Source organism: Chelatococcus composti (assembly GCF_014201415.1).
Lineage (GTDB): Bacteria > Pseudomonadota > Alphaproteobacteria > Rhizobiales > Beijerinckiaceae > Chelatococcus_A > Chelatococcus_A composti.
On record NZ_JACHEH010000007.1, the window covers coordinates 170198 to 189374 of the forward strand.

Here is a 19177-nt window from a genome sequence, read left to right on the forward strand (position 1 = left end):
GACACGTTCGCCGCGGGGGTGTAGCTCAGTTGGTTAGAGCGCCGGCCTGTCACGCCGGAGGCCGCGGGTTCGAGCCCCGTCACTCCCGCCACTTTCCTCCTTGCATTCCAAAGACTTGGTAGACAGCCCCATCTGGGGCGAGTCTGAACTCGGCCGGCGAGTTCAGACTTTTTGTGCTTCAGGCGTTCCCATCCCGCAGTTTTCGGCGCCCTTCGCGTCGCGCGTCGTGGACCTGTCGGATTACCGTGAGGTTGGGCGGGACGTAGGTTTCATAGAGCTGGTTGGAGGCGGCCAGGGTGTTGCCCATGGCGAGAGCCAGCTGCTCCGCCTCGGCGCCGCCAGTGATGGCCTCGACGGCGCCCGAGCGGCGGATATCGAGCAGTTGCCTTCTCTCGCCGTCCCCGAACACCGCTGCGCGGATCGCGCGGAAATCGGCAGCCATGGTGTCCTTGGTGTAGGGGACACTCGGACGCGGCCGCCCGCCCTTTGCGGTGGGCTCGGACAGCCCGCGGGTGCGCAGGATCGGCGCGTCGTCGTGCAGCACAACGCCGAGGCTCGAGAGGTACGCCTGCAGCAACGCGGCGGTGCGGCGCGACAGGATGCCGCCGACATGCGCGTTCGTCTTGCCGCGTTGGGTGAAGAACGTTGCACCGGTAGCGGTCTTTGACAGCTGCCGAAGGGTGAGGGCGCGGACATCGCCGGGGGAGAGCTGGCTGTCCCACATGATGGCGAGCCCCACTGCCAGGCCTCGGTAGCCCTGCCGCCATGCCTCCTTGGCCAGGCGGGCGACTTCGCCCTCGCTCCACGTGCTCGAGCGCCCCTTTGCGGCCTTGTTGCGGACTGCGAGGGACGGGTCCGCGTCGCGATCGCAGTAGTGGAGGGCGGCGGCCACCTTCCACAGGGCGCGCCAGATCTTCAGGGCGCGGTGCGCCTCGCGTAACGAGACCGATTCCTCGATTGCCTTGCGCCAGGCACTCATGTCCTCGAGCGTGACCGTGCGCGGATCCACGTCGCCAAAGACCGGTTTGATGCGCTTCCATCCGCGCCACCAGTCTTCCCGCGTGCGCGCTTTCTTGGCCGAGCGCCATTCGTCGGTCTGCCGATAGCGGCGAAACGCCTCTCCGAGAGAGCCAGGGGGATAGAACGTCATCTCTTCGGACATCTCGAGCGAGAGGGGGCCGTCGGCGCCGGCGACCGGCGGCGGCGCAAGACCTCGGCGCGCCGCCTGCCATCGTGCGTTCCATTCAGAGGCGATTTTCCACGCTGCGGGGCCGTCCGGGCCGCACCGCACCGTCTGGAAGCCCAGGGAGCGCATCTTGCGGGTCGGCTGCCAATAGCCGCGCCCCTTGACGACGACGTAGTAGGGTATCTTCACGTTACCCACCGTTGCGCAGCCCCGCGATGCGTTGCCGGACGACCTGAGAAGCATCGCGGGCCACGGGCGGCGCAGTCAAGGTGGCCGCCTGGTCGGGGAAAAGGTGCGGGTGCCGGCGGTGGCGCCACCGGTCGATTGCCTCAAGATCGTAATTCCCCGTGTCTGGGTCCGCTGGCGGGAAGCCGCGGGAAAGCAGGCGGGGCAGGCGGTATTCGAACTCTGCCGGGGTGAGGCCGAGGCGCCGGGCGGCAACGCTGGGCGGTACGTCCAAGGGCTCAACACGGAAGCGCACTGCAGGTCTCCCATAGCTGTGGCATCCACACGTCGGCCGGACCGTCATAGTCGATGAGCGTCACGATGGCCCGACGGACGTGGGGCAGAAAGCGGGCGTAGGTCTTGGCGCCGCCGGCAATCCAGATGGTGCGGCCGGGGTGATTGCGGGCAACGTCCTCGAGGAAGGCCGCAGGCTCCTGGCCGAGCCACGGCACGACTGTCCTGTCCGGCAGCGCGCCGACGATGCGCGCGGTGCGAAAGCCCATGACGACCACGCCGCCGAGCGTCTGCTGGCGGAACCACGCCAAATCCTCGGGCTCGTGCCACGGCAGGTGCCCCGCGAGGCTGAGCTGTCCGCGCCGCCCGATGGCGGCGATGAGGCGGACATCGATCATCCAGCGCCTCCACACCAGTCGATGCGCCTCGGGCACCGTCCGCCGTGGCAGTGGTAGGGCACGGCGTGCCCCGCTGCGATCATCAGCCGCGCCACGTCGTGCCCGTCCACGTAGACACGGGCCAGCGTGCGACCGTAGCGGTCACGGCCCTGGCGCCGGATGGCGATGTGGCCGGCGTCGAGCAGGTAGCGCAGGTGTTCGGTGGCGCGGTGTCCGCGCTGTCGCTCGCTCTCGCAGCGGGCCTGATAGGTCTCCGGCGCGTCGAGGCCCACGATGCGGATCGCCTCATCGCCGACGTAGATCGTGTCGCCATCGACCGCGACGATCCGGCTCTCGGAGGCTCTGGCGGCCGTCAGGGCGGCGTAGATGACGAGGCAGCACACGACAATGCCGCCGAGGGCCCACGCGGCGCGTCTGCGGAATTGCCGGGGGCCTGTGGGCGGTAGGTGATAGCCTGGAGTGCGCATCAGCATTGGCGGGATCCTCTCATGAGCGATTCGCGAGCATCAGCAGCACGTCCGCATGGCATGGCTGGTCCAGCCCACACCAGCAGGCGAGGTTCTTGCCGCGCAAATTGCCGATCTCCTCGCAGATGAGCCGCAGGCTTTCGCGGGCGGCTTCGTAGGTCTCCCGGCCGAAGGTGATGGGCACGTAGCCGCGGGCGAGTTGCGCAAACAGCGCGACGCACTCGGCCTGAGTGCCGTGCTTGCCGGCGACGAACGGGTTGCCCCAGCGGGTGGAGCGATCAACCTTCACCGTGTCGGGCGGCAGACGCCAGGCCTTGCGACGGGAGAGCTGGACCCTGACGGGCGAAGGCATCAGCTTTTCTCCTGCAGAATATGTCGGATGTCGCTGGCGAGCCCTTCGAGTGCCTCGGCCACCTTGAGCTTGAGTGCCCCCTCGGCAGTGGTGACTGTCACCTCGCCACCCGACTTGCTCGGAACGGTTGTCGACATGCTCGCGGCGATCGCCCGACGGGTCTGCGCTGCCACCTCCAGCCTGTCGGCCACGAGATTCCAGGCGGCAAGGTCACACATGCGCGTCCTCCAAAAACAGGTCGGGCATAGGCTCGGACTCTCGGCGACGGGCCTGCTCGACGGCGCGCTTCAGCCGACGAAGCTCGCACACCTCGGCGCGGAGGGCAGCGTGCGTAGCCGTGCGCAGCGCCTGAGCGGCCCGGCCGACGCCGCGATGGCAGCGCCGGGCCTTTTCGTAGGCGAGCCGGCAGCGCCGGCGCTCGGCCTCGAAGCGTTCGATCATGCTGAGATGGCGCATTGGTCAAACCCTCATGGGCATGAGCACGATGAGCGCCTCGGCGCCATCGTGGCTCTTGATGAGGCAGGGAGAGCCGGCATCGGCGAGGGCGAGGCGCACCGTGTCGGAGGCGAGGACGCCGAGGATCTCGGAGAGGTAGCGGCCCTGGAAGCCGATGGTGAGGGGCTCGCCCTCGAAGTCGGCGACGACCTCTTCGCTCGCTTCGCCCGCGTCGGCATTGGTCACGGACAGGGTGAGGGTTACTGGCGCGAAGTCGAGCCTCACGCCCCGGCCGCGCTCACCGCAGAGCGTCGTCACGCGGTCGACGGCCGCCTTGAGAACTCCGCTGTCGAGGGTCGCAATCTTGTCGTTTCCCGTGGGGATGACCCGCCGGTAGTCCGGGAAGGGGCCGTCGATGAGCTTGGAGGTGAGCGTGATGCCGGCGGCTGCGAAGCGCACCTTCGAGCCTGACACGGCAAAGTCCATGTCGCCCTCTGCGTCGGCCGCAAGGCGGGCGAGCTCGCCAACCGTCTTGCGGGGCACAGTGACGGGTGGCATTCCGGCGGCGCCATCGGGCAGCGGCACCGTAATGTGGGCGAGGCGGTGCCCGTCCGTCGCTGCCGCGTGAAGACAGCCTTCAGTGGCGTGCAGGTGCACGCCATTGAGGTAGTACCGCGTCTCCTCCGACGAGATCGCGAAGGTCGTGTGTGTGAGGATGCGCTGCACCGCCCTGGCCGGCAGGGCGAAACGGTGCGGCAGGTCTTCGTCGGGCAGGCCCGGCCAATCCTCCTCGGGCAGGGACAGCAGGACGAAGCGCGAGCGGCCTGCCTTGACGAGAAGGCGGGCGCCACCACCCTCGGCCGTCAGCTCGATCTGGCAGCCGTCAGGCAGCTTGCGGACGATGTCGTGGAAGGTGGCGGCGGGTACCGTGAGGGCGCCGGGCGCGTCAACGACGGCGGGGGCGCTGGCCTCGGCCCAGATGTCGAGGTCGGTGGCCTGGAGCCGCAGATGCCCGCCCCTGGCCTGCAGCAGCACGTTGCCGAGAATGGGGATGGTGGGGCGGCGCTCGACGATGCGGTTGAGGGCCGCGAGCGGCTTGAGCAGGGCGCCCCGATCGATGGTGATGTGCATGACGGTGCCTCCGTTCATGCCCGGCCCAGGACCCGATCGACGAGGTCCGGCAGGTCGCGCAGCGCCGGAACGCCCCGAGCAATGTGGATGGCGGCCTCGCGCAGGTTGTTGTGCCTGATCTCGAACGCCGCACGGTCGATGTTGTCGTCGCACGAGAGGTGGGCGACATCTTGCGGCGTGATGTCGACGTCGACCTCGACGGTTTTCGTGATGGTCGGCATGGCGACCGTTCTCCTGGAGCTGCAGCCCAGGCGCGGCTCACGCCGCGCGGTTAAGGGCTTGGGGACAGTAGCGGTCGAGGCGCATGAGCCACTCGTCGGCAGCCTTGGGCCACGGCCACACGGTGAGGCGGCCGCGCATGGGGACGGGCTTGGCCGCCTCCACCTCGGAGGCCCACCTGCGGCCGCACGGCACCGTGAGCTGGTCCCGCTCGGTGCGCAGCACGCGAAGGTCCATCGCCTTGACAACTGCCGCCGTGTGGCGTGGCAGCGGCCACGGCAGGCCGGCGGCATGGTGGATGGCCTGGTCGAGGCGGGACTTGAGGCGGGAGAGCTGCATCCGCACCTCGGGCACGCGCACGGCGACCTCGCGGCCGTTGTCGACCGTGAGATGCACGCTGAGCGCCTCGACCACCGGCGTGGTGATGTCGCCGATGAGGTACTCATGTGCGTCATGCAAAAGGAAGGCCGCGGCGAGGGTCGGGTCGCGCGTCTCGTGATAGAGTGCGTCGGCGCCGACGACGCAGTGCTGCGCGACGGAATAGGCGCCGCTGCCGACGGCGCCGCCGAAGCGCGCCACGCGGGCAAGCTGCGGCGCCACGTCGCCGCGAAAGTCGATCGCCGCCGGGTCGGGCCTGAGCAGGTCGACGATCCTGCCGGTGGTGGTCGAGAGCCAGGTCATGCGGTGTCCTTCATGCAGTCGTGGGCGGCAGCGTCCATCTGCTCGATCTCGGCGAGGATGATGGCACCGGCGAGCACAAGGTCGCGCTGGCGATCCTCATGGCTGCGCACTGCCTCCGGCAGCGTCGAAAGGCTGGCGTAGAGGGCGGCTGCGCGGGCCATGTCGCCCCGGCAATGCGGGGCCTCGCACCGCAGCCGGGCTCGCTCCGCCATGACGTCCACCTCGGCCTGCGTCAGCGGGCGCGGGCTCATGGCCGATCCTCGTCGATCTGGTCGCCGTAGAAGCCGCGGGCGGGGGCGCTGGTGCAGCGCACCCACGCGATGCCCGCAAAGAAAAGGCCGAGCCCGATAAGGACAGTGGCGGCGATGATGGAGAGGACGTCTGCCATCTCAGCCTCCCTTGCCGAGCGCACCGGCCCAAAGACCAACGGCCGAGACGAAGGCCGCGAGGCACAGCACCTCGAAGGCGTCGCAGAGCGCGCGGCAGAGGAGGTGCCAGACCGCAGAGGCGCAGGCGGGCCACATCACGCCGCCTCGCGTCCGATCAGCCCGGCGAGGGCGCGGGCGTCGTCAGCCAGTTCAATGATCTCGGCGGAGGTAAAGCCGGCGCAGGCGAGATCGTCCGCCGTGCAGCTGCCGTGCTGCAGAGCGGTCTCGTACATGACGCGCGCCATGGCGGCGACCCGCGCATTGGTGGCTGCGGCATGGAGCGCGCGGTCCTGCGCCTTGGCGTCGTGGATGGGTGTGAGGAGTGCTGTAGTTGCGAGCATGAGGCCCTCCGTCAGTCGGACGGCCTAGATGCTAGTAGGAAAAATCCGCACGTCAATAGGGAAAGTAGGAAAAATCCCACTCATGGGCATTGATCCTTGCGAATCGCGCATGAGGGTATGCGGCAACGCGTTCTTGTTGTGTTCTCGTGCCGGCGTCAGATTTCGGGCTCCGTCAGGCTGTTGTGGGGATGACATGGAGAGCCTTACGCTTGGGACTAGGCGCGCCGCTACGGACGACCGGCAGTGGTGTGCTCAACTTCGGTGTAGGAGTTGTCTCGCAGAGCAATTGGTGCCGGTGCCGGCGTCCGTAGTCCGGGACGGGATCTGGCGTGGCTCGGCCTTCGTCTGCGCGGCATGCGACGGGCGGGCGGCAGTTGTCGTGGGCTTCATGATCGACCGCCGGACAGGGACGCTGGGCGCCTAGAAAAGAGGCACCTCATTCTCGATGCGGCGGACGATCGCGAGGATTCTGACCTGCCGATGGTCTTCTTCGCTCGGATCGCGTGCCAGCACGCGGGGGACGACGATCGGCTTATGTTGTTGGTTATGCGAGCGAGGATGGAATTCCGTGCGGTCCTCGTAAAGCTCGATCTGCTTGACCGACCACTCGCGGTGGTGGCCGCCATCGAGCGTCTGCTCCACGACGACGACCATGCCATCGCGCAGCGGCAAGCGCCCCCGCAGATCCTCAAAGTCAAGGCAGACGATGCGGTCACCGGGCAGGATCGGGCGGGGCTTGAGGGCATTCATGCTGTCGCCGCCTACGTCGAACGCGACGAGCCGAACATCTGGAAAGTCCCGGTCGCGGGTGGTGACGATGGAGGCTGGCCTGTCTTCGTCGCTGAACCAGGGGGCCTCGCGGAAGGCGCCGGCCTCCACGGTGCCCGCGACGTTGACCTCGACGAGGGGTGCGTTTGACAGGGTGAGGGGACGCTCGCTGCTCTCTCCTGTGTGCTCGGCGAGCAGGAACTCGACTGTCGTATCCAGGGCCTTCGCCAGCTTGGAGAGGTTCTGGCCTCGAACGGATTTCTTTTTCCCGGTGAGGATGTCCACGATGAAAGAGCGCTCGAGCCCGCCAAGGCGGGCGGCCTCGAACGGATTGCGCCCAAGCTCGGCCAGCCGGTCGGCAACGCGGTTGCGGAAAGTCGTTTCACCCATGACGGATTTATCCGACTTTCCAGCGGTTGACGCGAGTAGGAAGTGTCCGCTTGACGAAGTAGGAAATATCCTACTATGCTCGGCGTCGCCATGGAACATGAGCTTCGCCATCACCTGATCTCCTGCGCTCGGGCGCTTGCTGCGCACCGCGGTATCGAGCCGACGACCGTTGCGCGCCTGGCGGCCGGGGATTGGCGCTTTCTCGATCGCATCGCGTCAGGAAGTTCGTTCACGGCGCGAAAGTACGATCAAGTCATGCGGTGGTTTTCTGATCAGTGGCCCGACGACCTGCCCTGGCCCTCAGATGTGCCGCGTCCTTCGGTTCCTCCCGGCCGCCCCCGGCCAACTTCGCCGGAGCGGAGCGCGTCTCCGCTCCGGCCTCTTCCGGGGAGGGGGCGTGATGCTCGCGCATGACCGCAACGGCGGCCTTGGCAAGGGCGTAGCGCCGGAGAGCGCTGCGCAGGCGTTCTCGCGCTGCCTCGATGCGCTGCTCGCGGTCGTCGCCAGTTTGCTGCATCTGCGTGGCCCTCCGTGATCTGACCGCCTGACTGTCCCACTGCTGAGCCTTTTTCCCAACGAAAAAGCTGAGGAGCTTTTTTCGTGAGCGCTGCTGCTTTGCCCGACGGGCTCTTCACCCTCATCAAGAGCGCGATCCGCGAGCTCGTCGCGGCCTGTGCCGTGCCCGGCTCGACGGGGCCGGAGCGCGTGGAGCAGCTCACCGGCTATTCGCGCGGCTCCATCAGCCGCTGGCAGGGGGACGCCTACAGGGACCTGCCGCCGCTCGACGTGGTCGTCCTGCTCGAGTTCACGACGCAGCGGCCTGTCGTCTCGCGTTGGCTTGCTTCGCTTTCCAGCCATCAGCTCGTGCCGATGGCCGACAATGGTGACACGGGCTGCCTTGTGCATGACCTCGTGAGGACCAGCGGCACGGCCGCCCGCGTGACGGGCGAACTGAGCGCAGCGCTTGCCGACGGTGTTGTGACGCCGCGGGAGGCCAAGGCTGTGAAAGCCGCCATTGGCGAGCACATGGAGACGCTTACCAGTGTGCGCCGCAAGCTCGCCGGCGTTGCCGCCAGGGGCGAATGACATGTGCCGGCGCTTCACTGCCCACTTCCTGCGCCACCCGCGCCGGTGGCGCATCGCACGGCGCATGGCCGCCGCCGGATGGCCGAGGTACGCCATCTGCCGCGCGCTCGGCATCCGGGCCGAGCGCCTCGCCGCCGCGATGGCCCGGGCGGACCTGCGGGGCCCGGCTGAGGTGGCGCTTTTCCGGAGGGCTGCGTGATGGCGCGCCTGTCCGAAGCCCAGCTCGACGAGATCCGCGCCCGCCACCCGGTGGCGGAGGTAGCCGGCCGGTGGGTGACCCTGCGCCGCTCGGGCAGCAAGCTCATCGGCCCGTGCCCGATCTGCTCCGACAATCGCCAGAGCCGGACGGCCGGCCGCTTTGAGGTGGATGGCGACCGCTGGGTGTGCGCCGTGTGTGCCGATGGCGGTGACGTGATCCGCCTCGTGCAGCGGGTGCAGGGGCTCGACTTCCGCGCTGCCGTGGCCTGTCTGGGCGGGGCCGAGGTGCTTGACCCCGAGGAGGAGCGGCGCCGGCAGGTGGAGCGGGAGCGCCGGCGCGCCCGGCGCGAGCGCACGGCCGCCATCATGCGCGAGCGGGAGCGGGAGCGCCTCTTTCGTCTGTGGCAGGGGGCCGAGCCGATCCGCGGCACGGCGGCCGAGGAATACCTGCGCCTCCGCGGGCTGAGGCCTCCGCCCGACGGGCGCCTGCGCGCGGCGCGCGAGATGCCCTACTACCACGGCGAGGAGCCGGATCCGCGACGGCCGGGCAAGACGCGGCAGCGCGTGATCTATACGGGTCCGGCCATGCTCGCCGGCATCGTGGGCCCCGACTGGCGCTTCGCCGGGCTGCACATCACCTGGGTGGACCCGTCGCGGCCGAAGGGCAAGGCGCTCATCGTCGACCCCGAGACGGGCGAGGTACTCAAGGTCAAGAAGGTGCGCGGTTCCAAGCGGGGCGGGCACATCCACCTCGCCGGCCCCTTCGGCCCGCAGGCGCGACCGAGGCGCGTGATCCGCGGCGAGGGCATCGAGACGGTGCTGTCCGTCCGCCAGGCGCTCCTGGCGCAGGGGGAGGACCTGAGCGCCACCGTTTTCCAGAGCTCCATCGACCTCGGCAATCTCGGCGGCCAGCACGCCGGCACGGTGCCGCACCCCGCGCTGACGCGCGCGGACAGGGCAGGGCGCGAGCGCTCCGTGCTCGTGCCCGGCCCGGTTCCGGACATGAGCCAGCCGGGCATCCCGCTGCAGGATAGCGTGACGGAGCTGGTGCAGCTCGGCGACGGCGATTCCGAGCGCTTCCTCACCGAGTGTGCGCTGCTGCGGGGCGCGGCCCGCTACGCGCGGCCGGGCCTCACCATCCGCAACGCCTGGGCGCCGGAGGGGGCGGACTTCAATGACCTGCTGCTCGAGGAGGTGGCGGGATGAGACAGGGCGCGGACAGGCACGCGCTGGCCGAGCGCAAGGATGACCTTTACGAGACGCCGCCGGAGGCGACCCGGGCGCTGCTGCGTGTTCAGCCCCTGCCGCCGCGGATCTGGGAGCCGTGCGCAGGCCGCGGCGCCATTGCGCGCGAGCTGGCAGCGGCCGGACACGAGGTGGTGGCATTCGACCTCGTGCCGCACCCCGGCGCCGACCCGGGAATCGTGACGCCCGTCGACTTCCTGCTGGAGCGCCAGGCGCCGGAGGGCTGCGACTGCATCGTGACGAACCCTCCCTACAAGCTGGCGGACGCCTTCATCCGGCACGGGCTGACGCTGGTTCCGACCGTGATCGTGCTGCTGCGCCTCATGGCGATCGAGGGAGCGGGGCGCTCCGACCTCATCGACCGGCATCTCGTGCGCGTATGGGCGGGCATCGAGCGCCTGCCGGCCATGCACCGTGAAGGCTGGACGGGCAACCGCCTGAGGGGCGCGGGCGCGCCCTTCGCCTGGTTCGTGTTTTCCGCCAAGCCCCGGCCGGCTGGAAGCCCCGTCGAGCTCATGCGCATGTCGTGGAGGGAGCCATGACGGACCCGGCAATCCGGGATGCCATTGTCGCCGCCTATGGACGGGAGAGCGCCGCTGCGCTGGCCGCGCGCTACGGCAAGACGAAGAATGCCGTCATCGGCATCTGGTTTCGCCATGTGCCGCCCGAGCAGCGGGCGGAGATGCTGCGCAGCCCGGCGCGAAAGGCGGTGATGGCGGCGGCAAGGGCCCGCAAGGCGCGGGCGCGGCGGGAGCGGAAGAAGGCGCTCCCCGTGGAGCTGCCGGCGCTGCAGATGGAGCCGGCCCGCGAGCCGTTCTCGGAGATCGGTGTCGGCCTCATCGACCTCTTGCCGGAGCACTGCCGGTTTCCCATCGGGGACGGGCGTGCCATCCGCTACTGCGGCGCGCCGCGGCTGTACAAGCCGGGCATGTTCTCGGACGGCTGCTCGCCCTACTGCGAGGAGCATACGCGGCTTTGCTATGTGCCGCTGGAAGCGCGGCAGGAGCGGAAGCTCAAGCGCAAACAGAAGGACGTGGCACGGCGCCGGCCCCAGCAGATCGCGTGGGGGGGGCTGTGATGAGCGAGACAGCCATCTTGACTGCCAACGCAAATCAGCGCACCGTCCTGGCGTTGTCGTGGGGTGGAAGCCGCGACAGCCGCACAACGGAGCGCGTCCGACGCGCCAATGACGACCGTCTGTTTTGGGCGCGTTTTTCTTTGGCGCATCCCTATGGTCGGGCGCGGCGGGGGGCCTGTGGGCCCGCCGTGAACGCCGTGCGCTCCGTGCGGCTGGATCGGTCTTCCAACCCACCGTTGCCCGGCCACCAGGGTGGAAGCTGGCAGCCGGGCTCAGTGAACGGAGCACCGGCCATGACGTATCCCGTCTCGGCGCGCGCTGACGCGTGCCCGCCTGATCTTCTCGTCTACGACTGCTTTGTCGCAATTTGCGAGGCTGTGGCCGACATCAACGGCCTCGTCACGGCGGGCTCCGCTATCGTCCGCCAGGTCGATAACCAAGATCTGCGTGCCGCGCTGGGCGGCATCAACAAGGTCATCGATTCAGTATCGCGGTTGATCGCCGAGCATGCAGAGCGCGGTCTTGAGGCCGACGCCGAGCGGCGGATGCGAGAGAAGGCGATGGGCGGTCCGCGAGCGCCGCGCCCCGTGCCGCGCGCGGAGGTAGGGGCGTGACCATGCAGAAGGTCATCCCTGTCGACTTCCGTGGCGACGTCATCTGGGCCGTTGATGACGATGGCGCCGTCTTCATTGCCGTTAAGCCAATCGCGGAGCGGCTCGGCCTCAGCTGGGGAGCCCAGTACAGGCGTCTCCAGCGCGACGCGGTCCTGTCTAAAGGTATTTCCATCATGGCAATACCTTCGCCTGGGGGGGCGCAGGACACCGTCTGCCTACCGCTCGATTTTATCCCTGGCTTTCTGTTCGGCCTCGACGAAAGGCGCGTGAAACCGGAACTGCGCGAGAAGGTCGTCGCCTACAAGCGTGAATGCCATCGCGTGTTATACGACCGCTTTTTCGGCCAAGGAGCCGAGGGGCAGGGGCCGGACGAGGCGCCCCCTTTCCGCCGCGTCCTTTTGCCTGGCCATCCCGATTTCAGCCAAGCGGTGCGGCTGGTACGAGAGGCGCGCCTCACGCGCGGGACTGAAGCCGCGCTCGCCATCTGGCGGGTGATCGGCTTGCCGTGGGTGCCCGAGCTTGAGGCAGCTGCCGCAACTGGGAGAATCGGCGAGCCGACGGATTCCGTCGCGCAGTTTGCGGTCGATGGCATTGAGCGTGCGCCGGGTGTTTCAACGCCGGCTGCGGCGCTGTGGCAGGCATACTCGGCCTTCTGTACGGCCCGGGGGCTCGAAAACCTTGGCGAGCGGAGCTTCCTGACGCGCTTTGCGAGCATCGGATTCGCGAAGCGGAAGTCCATGGGCCGCTCGGTCTATCTCAATATCCGGCCGGTTGTCGCGGCGGGCGAACGAGCGGAGTGAGCGGATGCTGGCTGCTTGCCACGTCACCCGCGTCTGTCGCGCCCAGCGATCGCCGAACTGGCGGAGTCCGGCATGACCGATGACCCGTTGCGCACCATTGCCGAGATCGTGGAGAACGCGGAGCCGGTGGACATTGCGCCCACCGGCGATGGCGGCGGCCCTCGCACACCCGGCGGCGGGGATCGAGGCGTGGGCGGCGGCGAGCCGCCGGAGCTTGTGCCTGATCCGGTGGACTGGGAGCTGGTGCGCCGCTGCGCTGCCGAGCCGGAGACGGACATTGGCAATGCCCGGCGCTTTCTGCACCGCTACCGAAACGACGTCATCTCCGTGATGCGCATCGGCTTCCACGTTTACGACGGGCGGCGGTGGGCCGAGGACGTGGAGGGAGCGAGCATTCGCCCCCTGGCGCACAGGACGGTGGAGGAGATCCGCCTTGAGGCGACGCTGGTCGAGCCGACCGAGGAGGAGCAGGCGGCCATCGCAGCGGCCGAGGAGGTGATGCCGCGGTATACTAGGCTGAAGAAACTCGGCCGCCAGCGCGCGCCCGAGGAGGAACTGGAGCTGCTGCGCCTCGGAGAGATCGTGGGGCTCGGCGCCGAGGTGGCCAAGGCAATCTCGGAGCGGCGCGCCAGGCGCGTGCGCTATGCCAAGACCTCGGCCTCGTCTGGAAAGATCGACAACATGCTCAAGGAGGCGGCTGTCTATGTCGCGAAATCCGTCTCCGAACTCGACGCCGACCCTCTCGCCATCAATTGCCACAACGGCACGTTGCGCCTCGTCCGGCAGGGCGAGGGCAAGCAGGCCATCTGGACCGTGCGGCTCGACCCGCACCGGCGGGAAGATCTCATCTCCAAGCTGATCCCGGTGGCCTATGACGACGCGGCGGAGTGCCCGAACTTCCTGCGCTTCATCGAGACGGTGCTGCCGGACGACGAGGTGCGCGCCTTCATGCAGCGCTACCTGGGCTATGCGCTGACGGCCCTGACGGGCGAGCAGGTCTTCGTCTTCCTCTACGGGCAGGGGCGCAACGGCAAGTCGACCCTCGTGGACCTCATCTGCCGGCTGCTCGGCGACTATGCTGCATCCGTGCCCTTCGAGACGCTGGCGGGCGAGGACCGCCGCAAGGGGTCCGAGGCGACGCCCGAGCTTGCCCGTTTGCCGGGCACGCGGCTTGTGCGCGCGAGCGAGCCGGAGCAATCGATGCAATTTCGCGAGGCGATGGTGAAATCGCTCACCTCGGGCGAGCCCATCCTGGTGCGCCATCTGCACCGAGACTTCGTGGAGGTGTACCCCACCTTCAAGCTGGTCGTGTCAGGCAATCACAAGCCGACCATCAAGGGCACGGACGACGGCATCTGGCGGCGCGTGCTGCTGGTGCCGTTCCTCGTGCAGATTCCCAAGGAGGACATCGACCGCTCGCTGCCGGACAAGCTGTGGGCTGAGCGGGCCGGTATCCTCAACTGGCTCATTGCGGGCGCGCTCTCTTACCTGCAGGAGGGGCTGGGCATCCCGGAGGCCGTGCGGGCGGCCACGGACGAATACCGCGAGGAATCGGACCCGGTGAGCGCCTGGGTGCGCGAGGCCTGCATCGTCACCGGTGAGGACACCGACGTGATGACGCCGGGCGAGGCGCACGCCTCGTTCAAGGTGTTCTGCGAGCGGGCCGGCTTCAATGCCTGGGGACCGACGACATTCAACCGCAACCTGCCGCTCAAGGCCGCGGCATTCGGATTCCGCAAGGCGAAGTCGATGGGCATGAGCCTCTACCGCGGCCTGCGCATCAAGGACGAATACCGGCCGCCCTCGCACACCCATGGCGGGGACAGCGAGGGCTGAGGCGCGCCTTGCCGAGGGAGGCTAGGGAGGCTGGCGGGCGCGCGGCTCGGCTGCCTCCCTCGGGGAGGGCGAGGGAGATCAACGGGTTAGGACGGTAGGGAGGCTAGGGAGGCAATCCGGGCGGACGCGCGTGAGAGGCTGGCGCTCATCAGGGTTATGAGCGGGTTTCGTTCTTACGCATCACGACACTCTTGCCTCCCTACCTTCCCTGAAAGCGAACCGAAAGGAAAAAAGAGGAAAGAGTGCAAGGGTTTAGGGAAGTAAGAACCTGCGCATGGTGCCTCCCTGCGATCCTCCCTAGCGTCCCTTGCCTCCCTGATGACAAAGGAGCGGCGGCAATGACGGCAAAGCGGGTGATGGATATCGAGGCTGTGCTGCGGTGGGCCTACCGGGACGAGTTGCCGAAGGCCGCGCCGGCGCGGGCCGGGCTTGCGCGAGGGATGAGTGCCGCATGGAGCAGCGTCGAGTCCTTCGTCGAACTGCTCACGGTGATTGACGACAACAGCTTCGGCGTCGTGCCTGATCTCCTCTCCTCCAACGGCCCGCATGCGGACGCCATCGCCATCTTCGAGCGGGTGCGAGCGCTCGATGACCTCGAAATCGAGCTGCCCGACGACTGGAACCCCATGGTGGACCTCGGCGACCTCGGCGACCTCGGCCGGGAGGCGATTGCCCGCGCGATCGACGCCGCGACCATCGTCGACGAGCAAAATCGCCGCCGTCTCCGGCGCACGCCGCGCCGGCTCGTGGAGAAGCACGCCATCCTCGGCGGGTGCCCGGACTGGGAAATGGAGGTGCCGGTCGTTGAGGTGGTGCGCCGCGGGAAGACCGGACAGCCCGCCTGGTTCGTGAAGGAGACGATCTGGGAGGAAGCCTTCGGCGGGCAGCGCGTTGCGCGCGTCGTCGAGGTGGACGGCTTCAGCTACACGCGCCGCCGCCCTCGCCCGGGCGCGTACCAGAAAACCCACCTTGTTCCCGATCCGGTGCCAGGGCTCGTCGAGCGCGCAGAGTATGAGGTGTGGCGGGCGGCGCTCGACCTGCTGACCGAGGAGCTTTCTGGCCAGCTCGAATCGATCGATGTGCGTCCTTCGCCTCGCCCGCACCGCCCGTGGGAGGTGGGGCGCCCCGGCCAGCGTGTCCTTGATAGTCTTCTGAAACCATTGCCGGACAAGGAAGTGAGGGCCAAACGCCCGCGGCGAGCGAAGCAGGGGGCTTGACGCGCGACCTTTGTTTGGCGATAGGTCGGGACAGACGAAAAGGTCTCAAATTGACGAACCCCGCCGGGACACCCGCGCGGGGTTTTTGCGTTGGGGGCCGCCAGCTGAGGAGGCGAGCATGTGCCGCTGCGCCGAACGCCGCGCGGCCCTCGGCCGATCCGCCCATGCCCTTGTGCGCGGTGATGGCGGGCGCGCACTCGACGAGCTGCGTTTCGTCGCCCGCAGCGCAGCGCAGGACGCCTCGCAGGCGCTCGCGCAGAAGGTCGCGGCGGCGAGGGCGAGGCTGAGGCGATGAGCGTCACGATCCGTGTGGCCGACACGTTCGACAACCTCGAGCGCGCGTTTCGCGATCTCGTTCCGGCGGAGCGCCGCAATGCGGCCTACGCCCGGGCCATCAACAAGGCCATCGCTCAAGCCCGAACGCAGTGGGTGCGCCACATCTCAAAGAGCGCGCAGCTGCCCTATGCCTACGTGCGCCGGGCGACGGTGGTCTTCCACGCGTCCGCCGCACGACCGGTGGCAACGCTGACCGTGTCGGGGCGCTACCTCACGCTGTTCCGCTATGCCGAGGCAGCTGGCGGCAAGCCGTTCCTGCTGCCGAGCGGCGTCGTGGCAGGGCGCTGGGGGCTGCACCGTGGGGCTTTCATCGCTCGGATGCCCAACGGGCACATCAGCATCTTCGCTCGCAGGTCCAAGAAGCGCCTGCCCATCAAGCAGCTCTATGGCCCTTCGGTGCCGCGGCCCCTGCTCAACGCCCGGAAGACCGACTTCACGCCCGAGGCCACCAAGGCCATTTCCGACAAGATCAACGAAGTCATCCTGCCGTTGGCTCTGCATGAGATCGGCCGTGAGATCGACCGCGTGAAGGCGCGGCACGGGGTCTGACGGGGAGCTTCGCGGCGTATGTTTCACGGGTCCTTCCCGCCGGGGAGGGCCCCACGGGTGCGCTGCCCGCGAATTTTTGCCAGTGAGGCAGGTCGAAAATCAGGGTTGACGATGTTGACGACGCCGACAACCCCGGTTGACGCCCCGCGTGCCGTCATGTGGACGGTCCGCCAGGTGGCGGATCGGGATGGGGTGTCCAAGCAGGCGGTTTCCAAGAAGGTCAAGGAACTCGTCGAGAAGCATGGCCTCTCGGTGGAGCGTGATGCGCAGGGCCGCGTCGTCGCACTCAACGTCGCGGAGTACGACCACCTTCGGGGACGCTACGGCGACCCGTCCAAGGCACAGGCGCCGCGACAAGCGGACGTGCCGCAGACGGCGCCCAGCGAGAGCTACGACGAGGCCCTCCGCCAGAAGACCTGGCACGAGGCTGAGCGCCGCCGCCTTGAAGTCGAGGAGCTGAAAGGCAAGCTCGTCCGCGTGGACGAGGTGGAGCATGCGGTCGCCGAGAGCGGCGCTGCCATTGCCCGCATCATTGACCGTCTGCCGGCGGCCGCCGACGACCTCGCCGCAGCTGTCGCGCGCGAGGGGACGCACGGGCTCCGCGTGGCTCTGAAGGGCCTCGCGAACGGCATGCGCGAGAGCATCGCGAACGAGCTCGACAAGCTGGTGGTGTCCCGGCGGCGCGAAGACGAGACTGAAGCCGAACCGGTCGAGCCATGACAGGACATCCCGATGCTGCGGTGATCGTCGCCGGTGGGTTTTCTCGCGCGATCCGGCCTCCGAAGCCGGTGCCTCTGTCGAAGTGGATGGCCGAGAACATCGTGCTGGTCGACGGTCCGCACGCCGGTGAGCTGTGGAGCCTGGCGAACGCGCCGTACCTGGAGGAGATCGCCGACTGCCTGTGTGACGATCATCCCTGCAACCTGGTCACTGTCCGCAAGTCGCAGCAGACGGGTGCGTCGATCCTCGCCCTCGGCTGGTGTCTGTACATCGCCGACCGCGAGCCGGCCAACACACTCTATGTGGCTCCGGGCATCGACATGCTGCGCGACCTCAACTCCGCAAAGCTGCAGCCGCTCATTCGAGCCTGGCACAAGCACATCAAGCGGACCGTGATCGCGGAGCAGACCTCGCGCTCCGGTGCGGGGTCGACGACCTACGAGAAGGTATTCCCTGGCGGCCGCTTGTGGCTCGGCAATGCCAACTCCGTCATGGATCTGTCGTCCAAGACCGCGAAGAAGGGCATCAAGGACGAGCTGTCCAAATGGCAGGACATCCCCGGCTTCGGTGACCCGGAGACGCTGTTCGAGGGGCGTTTCACGGCATTTCGGCGCCTCAAGAGCTACAAGATCCTCGAAATCTCGACTCCGGAAATCGACACCGGAGACGAGCTGGGCGAGGCTGCGGGGCACTGCCGCATCGACCGCTCGTTCAAGCGGTCTGACCAGCGTTTCTACTTCCTGCCGTGCCCGGAGTGCGGAGCGTTCTTCACGCACAATCCGGACCGCTTCCAGGTGGATGAGGCGCGCCCGCATCGCTCGGTCTACCTGTGCGACCACTGCGGTCATGGGATCACCGAAACCGAGCGAGTGGCGGCGCTCAAGTCCGGCCTGTGCCATTGGCGGCCGACGGCCCCCGGGCCGGACCGGCACCCCGGCTTTCACATCGATGCCTTCATCTCGCTGATGATGAGCTACGAGGCGATTGCCGAGGACAAGATCAAGGCCGAGAAGCGCGGCGAGAAGGGGCGCAAAGACTTCACGAACCTGACCCTCGGCAGGCCGTTCCGCTTCCGGGGGGACGCGCCCGACTACGAGAAGCTCATGGCCCGCCGCGACCCAGAGGTGCGGCGCGGTCGCGTGCCTGCCGGTGGGCTGCTGCTCGTCGCGGCAGCCGACGTGCAGATGCGCGGCATCTGGCTAGAGATCATCGCCGTCGGCGCGGACCGGCAGACGTGGACCGTCGATGTCGACTATCTCGACGGCGACACGTCACATCCGATGGGCGAGGCGTTCCAGAGACTGCGCGCGGCGACGATTGACCGGACCTTCCGGGATGCGTGGGATCGACCGAGGCGCCTCGATGCGCTTGCTGTCGACGCCGGCTATCGCTCGCACGTGGTCTATGCCTGGGTGCGCAACAACCAGCGCCTGCACCCGGACACCGGCCGCGATCTCATCCTCGCGGTCGATGGCCGCGATGGCTGGGGGCACCCGGCCATCGGCACACCGAAGCTCGTGGACATCGACCTCGATGGGCACAGGGTCAAGCAGGGCGCCAAGCTATGGCCGGTGGGGACGTGGCCCCTAAAGGGCTCGTTCTACGCTGACCTGCAGCTACAAGGCGTCATGTCGGGCCAGCCGGCCAACCCGCCGGGCTACTGCCACTTCGGAGCGTGGCTGGACGAGGCGTATTTCAAACAGCTGACGGACGAGCGACTGGAGGACGTGATCGTGCGCGGCCGGGTTGCCGGCCGGCGGTGGGTCGACACGGGCAACAACCACCTGCTCGACTGCCGCGTCTACAACATGGCGCTGGCCGAATATCTCGGCCTATCCACCATGACGCCGCAGGACTGGGCGGCCCTGGCACGGGCTCGCGGTCTTCCCGACGAACTGTCCAAATTCGACCTCTTCACAGCGCGGTCGGCATCGCCTGAGCCCGCGGAGGTGGTGCGGCCTCCTGAAACCGCCACGCCGGGCACGCCCTCCGAGCCCGAGGGGGACGGCTGGATCAAGCCTAACAAGGACTGGATGAAACGCTGATGGCCTGGACTGAAGCGGATCGCGATGCCCTGCGCGAGGCCATTGTCCTCGGCGCGTCGAAAGTCCGGTACGCCGACGGCCGAGAGGTCACCTACCGGTCGCTCGAAGAGATGCGCTCGATCCTCCGGCAGATCGAGGACGAGCTTGCCGGACGCCGCGACGAGCGGACCTCCGTCGTCGCTCATCTGAGGTGGTAGG

Annotated in this window: 29 protein-coding genes and 1 tRNA gene; 16 read left to right on the plus strand and 14 right to left on the minus strand. The window is 68.2% G+C overall.

Annotated features, from left to right (window positions below):
• Positions 1-14 precede the first annotated feature (14 nt).
• Positions 15-91: transfer RNA gene (locus tag HNQ73_RS15345), tRNA-Asp, on the plus strand.
• Between the two features lie 87 nt (positions 92-178).
• Here the strand turns inward: HNQ73_RS15345 and HNQ73_RS15350 are convergent.
• The 14 genes from HNQ73_RS15350 to HNQ73_RS15415 form a co-directional block, all read right to left on the minus strand.
• Entirely contained in the window at positions 179-1375 is a 1197-nt protein-coding gene (locus HNQ73_RS15350) for a peroxisomal biogenesis factor 3 (protein WP_183335803.1), read from the minus strand.
• Positions 1376-1650: 275 nt separating this feature from the next.
• Positions 1651-2043 carry a dihydrofolate reductase gene (locus HNQ73_RS15355; RefSeq protein WP_210305316.1) on the minus strand — a complete coding sequence of 131 codons (393 nt, stop codon included), beginning with the start codon at positions 2041-2043 and terminating at the stop codon, positions 1651-1653.
• A complete protein-coding gene (locus HNQ73_RS15360; protein ID WP_183335805.1) occupies positions 2040-2516 on the minus strand; it encodes a thermonuclease family protein in 477 nt (158 codons plus the stop codon). Before HNQ73_RS15360 ends, HNQ73_RS15355 begins: the two co-directional genes overlap by 4 nt.
• Before the next feature lie 13 nt (positions 2517-2529).
• Positions 2530-2862 carry a DUF4326 domain-containing protein gene (locus HNQ73_RS15365; RefSeq protein ID WP_183335807.1) on the minus strand — a complete coding sequence of 111 codons (333 nt, stop codon included), beginning with the start codon at positions 2860-2862 and terminating at the stop codon, positions 2530-2532.
• On the minus strand, positions 2862-3080 hold the full coding sequence (locus tag HNQ73_RS15370) for a hypothetical protein (protein ID WP_183335809.1): 219 nt from the start codon (positions 3078-3080) through the stop codon (positions 2862-2864). The genes HNQ73_RS15365 and HNQ73_RS15370 overlap by 1 nt, the downstream gene beginning before the upstream one ends.
• Positions 3073-3318: a hypothetical protein gene (locus tag HNQ73_RS15375; RefSeq protein WP_183335811.1), complete on the minus strand. Its 246-nt coding sequence runs from the start codon at positions 3316-3318 to the stop codon at positions 3073-3075. Before HNQ73_RS15375 ends, HNQ73_RS15370 begins: the two co-directional genes overlap by 8 nt.
• A 3-nt stretch (positions 3319-3321) precedes the next feature.
• Positions 3322-4428, minus strand: a complete 1107-nt coding sequence (gene dnaN / locus HNQ73_RS15380) for a DNA polymerase III subunit beta (protein ID WP_183335813.1) — start codon at positions 4426-4428, stop codon at positions 3322-3324.
• A gap of 14 nt (positions 4429-4442) precedes the next feature.
• Positions 4443-4649, minus strand: coding sequence for a hypothetical protein (locus tag HNQ73_RS15385; protein WP_183335815.1), 207 nt, complete (start codon positions 4647-4649; stop codon positions 4443-4445).
• Between the two features lie 37 nt (positions 4650-4686).
• Positions 4687-5328, minus strand: coding sequence for a hypothetical protein (locus HNQ73_RS15390; RefSeq protein ID WP_183335817.1), 642 nt, complete (start codon positions 5326-5328; stop codon positions 4687-4689).
• Positions 5325-5579 (minus strand): hypothetical protein, encoded by a 255-nt coding sequence (locus tag HNQ73_RS15395; protein WP_183335819.1) that lies wholly within the window; start codon positions 5577-5579, stop codon positions 5325-5327. The genes HNQ73_RS15390 and HNQ73_RS15395 overlap by 4 nt, the downstream gene beginning before the upstream one ends.
• Positions 5576-5716, minus strand: coding sequence for a hypothetical protein (locus HNQ73_RS15400; RefSeq protein WP_183335821.1), 141 nt, complete (start codon positions 5714-5716; stop codon positions 5576-5578). The genes HNQ73_RS15395 and HNQ73_RS15400 overlap by 4 nt, the downstream gene beginning before the upstream one ends.
• Position 5717: 1 nt before the next feature.
• The gene (locus HNQ73_RS15405) at positions 5718-5855 is read right to left on the minus strand and encodes a hypothetical protein (RefSeq protein ID WP_183335823.1); all 138 of its coding nucleotides are present in this window, start codon (positions 5853-5855) and stop codon (positions 5718-5720) included.
• Positions 5852-6097 carry a hypothetical protein gene (locus HNQ73_RS15410; RefSeq protein ID WP_183335825.1) on the minus strand — a complete coding sequence of 82 codons (246 nt, stop codon included), beginning with the start codon at positions 6095-6097 and terminating at the stop codon, positions 5852-5854. Before HNQ73_RS15410 ends, HNQ73_RS15405 begins: the two co-directional genes overlap by 4 nt.
• Positions 6098-6517: 420 nt before the next feature.
• A complete protein-coding gene (locus HNQ73_RS15415) occupies positions 6518-7366 on the minus strand; it encodes a helix-turn-helix domain-containing protein (protein WP_183335827.1) in 849 nt (282 codons plus the stop codon).
• 289 nt (positions 7367-7655) lie between these two features.
• Here HNQ73_RS15415 and HNQ73_RS18110 point away from each other — a divergent pair, with 289 nt between their 5' ends.
• The 15 genes from HNQ73_RS18110 (at position 7656) to HNQ73_RS15485 (ending at position 19176) form a co-directional block, all read left to right on the plus strand.
• Positions 7656-7790, plus strand: coding sequence for a hypothetical protein (locus HNQ73_RS18110; protein WP_276513683.1), 135 nt, complete (start codon positions 7656-7658; stop codon positions 7788-7790).
• A 65-nt stretch (positions 7791-7855) separates the two neighbouring features.
• Positions 7856-8341 (plus strand): phage regulatory CII family protein, encoded by a 486-nt coding sequence (locus tag HNQ73_RS15420; protein WP_183335828.1) that lies wholly within the window; start codon positions 7856-7858, stop codon positions 8339-8341.
• A gap of 1 nt (position 8342) precedes the next feature.
• Positions 8343-8540: a hypothetical protein gene (locus HNQ73_RS15425; RefSeq protein WP_183335830.1), complete on the plus strand. Its 198-nt coding sequence runs from the start codon at positions 8343-8345 to the stop codon at positions 8538-8540.
• Entirely contained in the window at positions 8540-9745 is a 1206-nt protein-coding gene (locus HNQ73_RS15430) for a DUF7146 domain-containing protein (protein WP_183335832.1), read from the plus strand. The genes HNQ73_RS15425 and HNQ73_RS15430 overlap by 1 nt, the downstream gene beginning before the upstream one ends.
• Complete coding sequence (locus HNQ73_RS15435) at positions 9742-10326, plus strand: class I SAM-dependent methyltransferase (protein WP_183335834.1); 585 nt, start codon at positions 9742-9744, stop codon at positions 10324-10326. The genes HNQ73_RS15430 and HNQ73_RS15435 overlap by 4 nt, the downstream gene beginning before the upstream one ends.
• Positions 10323-10862: a GcrA family cell cycle regulator gene (locus HNQ73_RS15440; RefSeq protein ID WP_183335836.1), complete on the plus strand. Its 540-nt coding sequence runs from the start codon at positions 10323-10325 to the stop codon at positions 10860-10862. Before HNQ73_RS15435 ends, HNQ73_RS15440 begins: the two co-directional genes overlap by 4 nt.
• Positions 10862-11476 (plus strand): hypothetical protein, encoded by a 615-nt coding sequence (locus HNQ73_RS15445; RefSeq protein WP_183335838.1) that lies wholly within the window; start codon positions 10862-10864, stop codon positions 11474-11476. Before HNQ73_RS15440 ends, HNQ73_RS15445 begins: the two co-directional genes overlap by 1 nt.
• A gap of 2 nt (positions 11477-11478) precedes the next feature.
• A complete protein-coding gene (locus HNQ73_RS15450; protein ID WP_244650249.1) occupies positions 11479-12276 on the plus strand; it encodes a phage antirepressor N-terminal domain-containing protein in 798 nt (265 codons plus the stop codon).
• A 72-nt stretch (positions 12277-12348) separates the two neighbouring features.
• Positions 12349-14112 (plus strand): DNA primase family protein, encoded by a 1764-nt coding sequence (locus HNQ73_RS15455; RefSeq protein ID WP_183335842.1) that lies wholly within the window; start codon positions 12349-12351, stop codon positions 14110-14112.
• A gap of 338 nt (positions 14113-14450) precedes the next feature.
• A complete protein-coding gene (locus HNQ73_RS15460; RefSeq protein WP_183335844.1) occupies positions 14451-15329 on the plus strand; it encodes a hypothetical protein in 879 nt (292 codons plus the stop codon).
• A gap of 118 nt (positions 15330-15447) precedes the next feature.
• Positions 15448-15624, plus strand: a complete 177-nt coding sequence (locus HNQ73_RS15465; RefSeq protein WP_183335846.1) for a hypothetical protein — start codon at positions 15448-15450, stop codon at positions 15622-15624.
• The gene (locus HNQ73_RS15470) at positions 15621-16214 is read left to right on the plus strand and encodes a phage tail protein (RefSeq protein ID WP_183335848.1); all 594 of its coding nucleotides are present in this window, start codon (positions 15621-15623) and stop codon (positions 16212-16214) included. The genes HNQ73_RS15465 and HNQ73_RS15470 overlap by 4 nt, the downstream gene beginning before the upstream one ends.
• A gap of 111 nt (positions 16215-16325) precedes the next feature.
• Positions 16326-16934, plus strand: coding sequence for an ArsR family transcriptional regulator (locus HNQ73_RS15475; RefSeq protein ID WP_183335850.1), 609 nt, complete (start codon positions 16326-16328; stop codon positions 16932-16934).
• 86 nt (positions 16935-17020) lie between these two features.
• Positions 17021-18979 carry a terminase gpA endonuclease subunit gene (locus HNQ73_RS15480; protein ID WP_244650245.1) on the plus strand — a complete coding sequence of 653 codons (1959 nt, stop codon included), beginning with the start codon at positions 17021-17023 and terminating at the stop codon, positions 18977-18979.
• Positions 18979-19176 (plus strand): phage head-tail joining protein, encoded by a 198-nt coding sequence (locus HNQ73_RS15485; protein ID WP_183335854.1) that lies wholly within the window; start codon positions 18979-18981, stop codon positions 19174-19176. The genes HNQ73_RS15480 and HNQ73_RS15485 overlap by 1 nt, the downstream gene beginning before the upstream one ends.
• Position 19177: the final 1 nt, after the last annotated feature.